Origin of the sequence: Catenuloplanes niger (genome assembly GCF_031458255.1) — a bacterium.
Lineage (GTDB): Bacteria > Actinomycetota > Actinomycetes > Mycobacteriales > Micromonosporaceae > Catenuloplanes > Catenuloplanes niger.
The window spans coordinates 9734836-9742698 of sequence record NZ_JAVDYC010000001.1 but is presented as its reverse complement, the minus strand read 5'-3'; the positions used below and the strand labels follow the sequence as shown (position 1 = coordinate 9742698).

Sequence of the window (7863 nt, the reverse complement as noted above, 5' to 3'; positions counted from 1 at the left end):
CCCCGTCCGGCACCTCGTGCAGCCGCCCGGGCGCCGGATGCCGTTCCTCCAGCACGGCCCGCTGCGCGGCCGCCGCCTGCCGCGCGCGTGCGTCCACGGCCGCCAGTTCCCGCAGATAGGCGACCACACCGGCCGGCAGGTCGGCGACCGTGTCGGCCGGTAGGTGGGCGGTCGTGTCGGCCGGCAGGTGGGCGGCCGTATCCGCCGGCAGGTCAGCACCCGTGTCGGCCGGCAGGTCGGTAGCCGTGTCGGCGTCCGTCCCCACGTCGACCGGCGGCACCGGCGCCACGATGGTGCCGCTCGGCAGGCCCGGCCGCGCCACCCGCGCCGGCCGCGGGACCACGACGCTCTCCATGCCCGCCACGCTATCCGGCCGGCCGGCGACCACACAGGACCCGCGAACGGGGTACGGCCGCGCACGCGCCGGCTTCGGTGATCACCCACCCCGCGAGCGGCGAGGAATACCGGAATACGAGCACGCCGGGAGCGGAAGGGCAGACCGGGTCCGCCGCACGTCGCGTGCGAAGCCCGATTGGCCCGCGGAGCCGTGCGGCCCGCGGAGCCGTGCGGCCCGCGGAGCCGTGCGGCCCGCGGAAGCCGTGCGGCCCGCGGAAGTCGTGCGGCCCGCGGAGCCGTGTGAACCGCGGTGAGCGGTGCCGCGCCCGGGTCGCCGGGCGCGGCACCGGTCGGTCAACGCACCAGCAGCGCCACCGCCTCGGTCGTCTCCGCGTGCGTGGCCAGGAGCGCGGCCACGGCGGAACCGTCCGGACCGGCCGGCGGGCCGGCCGGAGCCCACTCGCCCGCGCAGCCGAGCAGCGACGCGACCGCGCCGGTCGTGGCCGGCTGTGCGGCCAGCAGCGCGCCGGCCGGGCCGCGGGCGGGACCCGCGCCGGTGGCCGGTGCGGTGCGGGGCCGGCGGGGTGGCGCGTTCCACGGCGCGACCCAGGAGTCCACCGCGGGCAGCGTGCCGGGGAACGTGCGGCCGGCCTCGCGGGTCAGCAGCGGCACCAGCTCCGCGGCCTGGTCCTTCAGCGTCATGATGAGCGTGGGGAGCCAAGGGAGCAGCACCGGGTCGGGCAGCCGGGCGAACGCCTTGGAGAGCGTCTCGACCACGAACGGGGCCAACCGCGGCACGGACTCCAGGGACTGGATGAAGCCGGCCACGTACTGCGGGACCGCGGGCACCACCAGCGGGTTGCCGAGCAGCCCGTCGATGCGGGACCGCAGGTCCGCCATCGTCAGCACGCCGAGCTGGTGCAGCGCGGCCCAGAGCAGCGCCACCTTCGCCGGGTGCTCCGGGTGTGACTGGCGGACGGCCAGTTCCAGCTGTGCCCGGTCGCAGCCGAGCGACAGCGCCAGGCTCTCCATGCTGAACAGGAAGCCGAGCATGGCGCCGACCTGCCGGACGCCGGTGTCGTCCGCGACGAACGCGGTCGGCAGCAGCGTGCAGTAGTGCGCGTACCCTGTCCGGACGAACGACTCGGACCAGGCGGGCAGCGTCGGCGTGGTGGCCCGGTAGTGCGCGAGCAGCCGCCGGATGCGGCGCAGCACGGCCGGGGCCTCGTCCACGGTGCGTTCCGCGGCCAGCAGCTCGACCGCGCGCTGGCCGAGCTCGTCGGTCAGGCGCGGGCTGTTCAGGAACAGCAGCGAGTCCTCGACCGCCTTCAGCGCGGTGGCGGCGGTCGCCTTCGGGTCCCAGGCGACGCGGCGCAGGCGCTGTTCCAGGACCTGTTCGACGGTGACGCCCTCGTAGCCCAGCTCGATGATGGTCCGCTGGTGCCGGCCGAGGTCGAGGTCCCAGCTCTCCTGGATGTGCTTCTCACCCAGCCGGCGGGAGCCCATGATCGGGCGTACCGCCTGGTCGGGCAGCAGGTAGCGCAGCATCCAGAGCAGCTGCGAGCACGGTGCCAGTTCCGGCTTCGCGGCCAGGTCGAGCAGCGCGCGCTGGATGCTGCGCTGTTCAAGATTGAGGCCGAGCGGGGCGAGCCGGTCGTAGACGTCGCGGGCCAGCGGCGGCAGCGCGTCGTACCCGACCTGGCCGACCCGGTCCCCGCCGAGCAGGATCTCGCAGAGCCGGCGCACGTCGCGGCGGCCCGGCACGGTGTCCTTCTCGATGCAGGTGACCGCCGCGTCCTGGAAGTCGTACGGCGTCGGCCGCGCGCGTCCGCGCATGCCCGCGAGCAGGATCGACGTCTCGAACACCGCGATCGCGTCCGCGGTGCTGGCCAGATAGCCGTTGCGGCGGGCCAGCCGGACGATGTCGACGCACCAGCCGCGCAACTCCTCCTCGTCCAGCCCGTGCAGCGCGGGCGGTCCGGACAGGTAGCCGGTGAGCTGGTCCGCCACCGGCGCGTCCGGCGTCTGCGCGGGCAGCTTCGCCGGTGCGCGCCTGCTGCCCTTCTGCCCCTGCAGCTGGAACGGCTTCAGGCGCGTCCGGGCGAGGTTCTTCTGCCAGGTGGCGGCCGCGATCGAGACCGAGCCGGGTGCGAGCCCGAACTGCGCCTCGATCGCGGAGTGGCTGGACGGGATCAGGCCGTACAGCCACGTCGTCGCGGTCCGCGGCGTGATGTCGAAGTCGGGCGTGCCGGGCGCCGACCCGACCTCCGCGAGCCGGCTCGCCGCGTGGAACGCGCCGCAGACGTAGAGCCCGTCGGCCCGGTCGATCCCGGAGGACGCCAGGTGCTGGCGGATCCGCGTCCACATGTAACGCTCGCGGTCCTCGTCGGACGCGTACCGCCGGGTGCCGTGCGGCGCCAGCCGCCGGAACAGCGAACCGATCAACACCATGACCTGCCGGTACGTGTCGTAGTCCGCGCCCGCGAGGGGCTGCTCCACGTACTGGTCCCACCACTCGGACCAGTGCCGGACCCGGCCGTGGTGCAGCAGGTGCTCCTCCAGCTCCGCGAACCGGGGCCGCAGGTCGCCGATCTCCACGCCGACCGCGTCACCGTGCAGGTCGTCGTCCGCGTCCGCCGGCTGCTCGTGCGCCTCGGACGCGTCCGGCTGCCACTGGAAGACGTGGTCGGTGGAGCGGTCCACCAGGACCAGTTCCACGCCGGGCGTCTCCAGCGCGTACGAGATCGCCTGGTACTCCGCGGACGCCTCGGTGATCGGCGCGATCACCGACAGCGGTGCCGACTCCTTCGGGAACCCGTCCAGCTCGGACGCGAACGACTGGAGTGCCACCGGCAGCCGGCAGTTGCGCAGCTCGGTCAGCAGCGAACCCATGTCCTCGCACAGCTCCAGGTAGATCACCTTCGGCTGTTTCTCCCGGAGGCGGCGCACCATCGCCAGCGCGGAGGCCGGGGAGTGATGACAGACCGGGAAGATCTCGAGCGGTTCACGGAGAGCGTGATCCACGTCGTCGACGATCCCGCTGAGGATGTCCGGCAGCGTGGCCGGGCCGCCGGCGAGCGCCTCGGCGGCGCCGAGCAGCTGCGTCCGGAGGGCATCGAACGGCCCGCTCACGACAGGGTGGCGATCGCCTGGCGACCACCCTCCAGGAAGCCGTTCCACTCGCCGCCCGCGTCCTTGCTGCGCGGCTCGATCACGCCGTGCCAGTACTTGTTCAGGATCGCCAGGTCCTCCGGGCTGCGCCGGGCCAGCGACCCGACCAGCGACGACGCGAGCGTCGCCGACGTCAGCGACGCCGCGCCGAAGAAGTTGCTGTGCAGGATCGCGTCCTCCAGCACGCCGATCTGCTCGGCCGTGGACAGCGCGGACTCCAGGCGCTCGTCGTCGCTGGTCGCGGACGCGGATGCGGCCCGCAGGTCGGCGAACGACTGGAGCAGCACGTCGAGCAGTGTCGGCGGCACCTCGAGCTCGATGTTGTGCCGGCGCAGCAGCTCCTCGGTGCGGAACCGGACGATCTCCGCCTCGCTCTTCTTGTTCGTCACCACCGGGATGCGGACGAAGTTGAAGCGCCGCTTGAGCGCGGAGGACAGGTCGTTGACGCCCCGGTCCCGGCTGTTGGCGGTCGCGATGATCGAGAAGCCCGGCTTGGCGAAGACGATGTTGTCCTCGTCCAGCTCCGGGATGGACACGTACTTCTCGGACAGGATCGAGATCAGCGCGTCCTGCACGTCGCTGGTCGACCGGGTCAGCTCCTCGAACCGGCCGATCACACCGTTCTCCATCGCGGTCATGATCGGTGACGGGATCATCGACTGCCGGGACTGGCCCTTCGCGATCACCATCGAGACGTTCCACGAGTACTTGATGTGGTCCTCGGTCGTGCCCGCGGTGCCCTGCACGACCAGCGTCGAGTTCCGGCTGATCGCGGCGGACAGCAGCTCGGCCAGCCAGCTCTTGCCGGTGCCCGGGTCGCCGATCAGCAGCAGGCCCCGGTCGGAGGCGAGCGTGACGATCGCGCGCTCCACGAAGCTGCGGTCGCCGAACCACTTCTGCGGGATCTCCCGGTCCAGGCCGTCGGCGCGCTCGGAGCCGAGGATGAACAGGCGCACCATCTTCGGGCTCAGCCGCCAGGAGAACGGCTTCGGGTTGTCGTCGATCGACTCCAGCCAGTCCAGCTCGTCGGCGTACTTCGCCTCGGCCGGGGCGCGCAGCAGCTCGTTGCTCATGTTCGTGTTACTCCTTGAGGTCTCAGACGAGGAAGTTCTTGAGCTCGTGGACGAGCTTCTTGATCCGGCCGGAGAGCACCGGGGTGCCCTGATCCTTGAACCGCTGCCGGAACCACGGGTTGACGGACTGCTGGCCGCCGCTGCTCACCGAACCGACCGGGATGAAGCGGGCGCCGGACCGGTGGATCGCGGCGAACCCGTCCCAGCACTCCTGCTCGCGCCACTCGTAGAAGTCGGAGATCCAGACGACCACGGTGTTGCGCGGGTCGACGATCTTCGGGCGGGCCAGCTCCAGCGCGGCCGTGCCGTCCGTGCCGCCGCCGAGCTGGGTGCGCAGCAGCACCTCGAACGGGTCGTGCACCCACGTGGTCAGGTCCAGCGCGCGCGTGTCGTACGCGATCAGGTGCACGTCGACCTTGGGCAGGCCCGCGAAGATCGACGCCAGGATGGTGCAGTTGACCATCGCGTCGACCATCGAGCCGGACTGGTCCACCACCACGACCAGCCGGGCCGGCTCGACGCGCTTCGCGGTCTGCTTGTAGTACAGCCGGTCGACGTAGAGGCGCTCGTCCTCCGGGCTCCAGTTCGGCAGGTTCTTCCAGATCGTCCGGTCGACGTCCAGGTTGCGGAACACCCGCTTCGGCGGGATCGACCGGTCGATCGTGCCCGTGCTGGCCTGCGCCACCTGCGTCCGCAGCACCTGCGCGACCTCGTCGACGAACCGGCGGATCAGCGCCTTCGCGTTCGCCAGCGCCACGCCGTCCAGGTTGTCCTTGTCGCGCAGCAGCTGCTCGATCAGCGACATGCTCGGCGTGAGCTTCTTCGCCAGCCGCGGATCGGCCAGCACCTCCCGCAACCGCATGCGCTTGATCAGGTCCGCCTCGATCGCGGCCAGCGCCGGCCCGAGGTTCACGGTGAAACCGCTGCCGGGCGCGTTACCGGCGGCGCTGCCCCCGGTGCCGGTGCCGCCCTCGGCACCGCCGGCGCCGGTGGCCGCGGCCCGTCCGCGCAACGCACCCGGCTCGCAGCCCAGCGCCCGCTCGAACCAGCCCGCGTCGGACTGCCAGCGGGCCAGCTGCTCCGCGGTCACGTTGCCGCCGCCGGTCGCGAACACGTTGAGCAGCAGCTTCGACACCAGCGCGGCGCGGCGGACCTCCCGGTCCCGGCCGTCGTCGGCCGGGGCCATCAGACCGTCGATCTCGGCCTCGAGGTCCGGGTACCGCTGGACGACGCTGTCGACCGAGACGGACGGGTCGAGCAGCAGCGCCGGCAGACCGAGGTCGTCGACGATCGCGACGCTCGCGGACTCCAGCGTGGCCTGCTCCTCCGGGTCGAACAGGCGGGCCAGCAGCCGCCAGTAGAGCACCTGCCGACGGTTCTCATGCGCGGTGGTCACTGTCGCAGCAGCCTTCCCGCGCGCTCACGCAGCACGTCGACCGCGGTGCCGGCCGCCGCCTCCGCCTTCGCGGCCTTCGCCTCCGTCGGGCCGAACGCCCACTCGCCCGAGTGCACGGTCACCTGCTTCTTCTTCACCGTCGCCTGCACCGCGAGCGGCTGCACCGACCAGCGGCCGTCCCACCGGAGCAGGCCGAGGCAGGCGGTGGACGCGTCGGCCAGTGCCGGGGTGAGCGGCCCGGCCGCGGGCAGCCGGTCGTAGTCGACCGGGAGCGTGACGCCGCCGACGTCGAAACCGTCCAGCAGCACCGGCGTGGCGAGCGTCGTCGGGTGCCGGTCGAGCGGCGGGATCGCGGGCAGCGTGGCCGCCCCCAGCCGGACCCGCGCGGTGGTGATCGGGTCCGCGGCGTCGCCGGGCGTGGCCTTCGCCTCGTCCCAGATCAGATCGCCGGCCGGGGTCAGCGCCATGCCGTCGATCTCGGCCGTGGTGCCCCCGGTGACCATGGCGCGGAAGACCGGGAAGCCGGCCAGCATGCGCCACGCGGACGGCCCGGTGATCGTGTCGACCTTCGCGGCCGCGACACCGGTCCGGACCACCCGCACCTCGTCACCGGTCTCCAGCAGCGCGTGGACCTGCGCCTGGAACACGGTCGGGTGCTCGTGCAGGTCCACGCCGAGGTAGAGCAGCCGGCCGCTGACCGGGGTGGCCTCGAACGCGGGGAAGTCGTCCTGGCTGAGCAGCAGCCCCCGGGTCCACAGGTCGGCCCAGCGGCGCACCGGCACCCGGTCGAGCGTGGCGACCGGCGCGGCCGCGCGCAGCTCACCGGCGAACCCGTCGAGCAGCACCGCGAGCCGCCGCTGCGCCGGGTCGGCCAGCAGCGCCGACACCGCCTGCGCACCGGCCGCGGCCAGCTCGTGGTCCACGCCGTGCCAGCCCGCGATGGCCAGCTCGCGCAGCCAGGACCGGCCGCCGGCGAGCAGGCCGGGCGCGGCCTCCGCGGCCGCACCCGGCTCCCACGCCGCGCGGGTGCGGCCGAGCGCGGTGTCGACCGAGCCCAGCAGCGCGTCGTGGACGGCGCCGAGCAGCGCGGTGCGGGCACCGGCGAGCGCGAGCAGGTGCTCGTCCGTCACCGTACCCGCGATGATCTTTCCGACGGAGTCGGTGACCCGGTCGGCGAGCGGCGACCCGGCGAACGCGGCCGCGAGATCCTCCAGCGCGGCCGTGCGCTCCTCGTCGAGCCGGGCGAGGCCGTGGGTGAGCGCGTCGTCCAGGCCGTCGACCAGCGCGAGGGACTCGTCGACCCCCGCCGGCGCGGCACGCAGCGCATCCGCCAGCATCAGCGCACCGCCCCGGCGGCCGGGAACCACTGCAACTCCGGCAGCGGATCGGTGCCGGCCGGCAGCTCCAGGTAGGCCAGGTGGCGCAGGAAGCCGGCGAACACCTCGGCCGCCCGGTTCGGCGCGGACGTCGGGTGCAGCGCGGACATCACGCTCGCGCCGTCGGCCACCTCGACCTTCAGGTAGCGGGCCACCCGCTCCGTCCCGTACTGCAACTCGGCCTCGGTGATCATCGCCTCAATGTGTTTGCAGGCATGCGACGACTGGCTGAGCCCGCCGCACGGGCGGTTGTTGTTGGTGTTGCAGCTCAACCCGTGGTCGCCCGCGGTCACCGACGACACGTAGACGCGCTCGATGTCCGAGCCGCTGGACACCACCCCCTGCAGCCGTCCCTCCGTCAGCTCCACGAACGGCACCTTGGCCAGCTTTCGCGGCCGTGCCGGCGCGACGACGGGCGCTGCGCTGCGCCGCTCGTAGGCGACGCCATCGCTTGTCACAACCAGTCCTCCTCACGAACAAGTGCCCGTAGTTGTATCGGAGCGGTGCGACA

Annotated in this window: 5 protein-coding genes and 1 pseudogene; all 6 read right to left on the bottom strand. The window is 73.0% G+C overall.

Translation table 11 applies throughout. The features are described from left to right. A pseudogene (locus J2S44_RS42805) lies at positions 1 to 355 on the bottom strand (hypothetical protein); the annotation flags it as partial. Between the two features lie 335 nt (positions 356 to 690). Beyond that, a complete protein-coding gene (locus tag J2S44_RS42800) occupies positions 691 to 3468 on the bottom strand; it encodes a DUF5682 family protein (RefSeq protein ID WP_310429422.1) in 2778 nt (925 codons plus the stop codon). Continuing rightward, positions 3465 to 4580, bottom strand: coding sequence for an ATP-binding protein (locus J2S44_RS42795; protein ID WP_310429420.1), 1116 nt, complete (start codon positions 4578 to 4580; stop codon positions 3465 to 3467). The genes J2S44_RS42800 and J2S44_RS42795 overlap by 4 nt, the downstream gene beginning before the upstream one ends. A 22-nt stretch (positions 4581 to 4602) precedes the next feature. Then, a complete protein-coding gene (locus tag J2S44_RS42790; RefSeq protein ID WP_310429418.1) occupies positions 4603 to 5976 on the bottom strand; it encodes a vWA domain-containing protein in 1374 nt (457 codons plus the stop codon). Beyond that, positions 5973 to 7313, bottom strand: coding sequence for a hypothetical protein (locus J2S44_RS42785; RefSeq protein WP_310429416.1), 1341 nt, complete (start codon positions 7311 to 7313; stop codon positions 5973 to 5975). Before J2S44_RS42785 ends, J2S44_RS42790 begins: the two co-directional genes overlap by 4 nt. Continuing rightward, positions 7313 to 7810, bottom strand: coding sequence for a hypothetical protein (locus J2S44_RS42780; protein WP_310429415.1), 498 nt, complete (start codon positions 7808 to 7810; stop codon positions 7313 to 7315). Before J2S44_RS42780 ends, J2S44_RS42785 begins: the two co-directional genes overlap by 1 nt. Between the last annotated feature and the right edge of the window lie 53 nt (positions 7811 to 7863).

Excerpts from the sequence above, each read along its gene's own strand:
- J2S44_RS42785 (WP_310429416.1), bottom strand. The coding sequence starts at position 7,313 with ATGCTGGCGGATGCGCTGCGTGCCGCGCCGGCGGGGGTCGACGAGTCC.
- J2S44_RS42795 (WP_310429420.1), bottom strand. The coding sequence starts at position 4,580 with ATGAGCAACGAGCTGCTGCGCGCCCCGGCCGAGGCGAAGTACGCCGAC.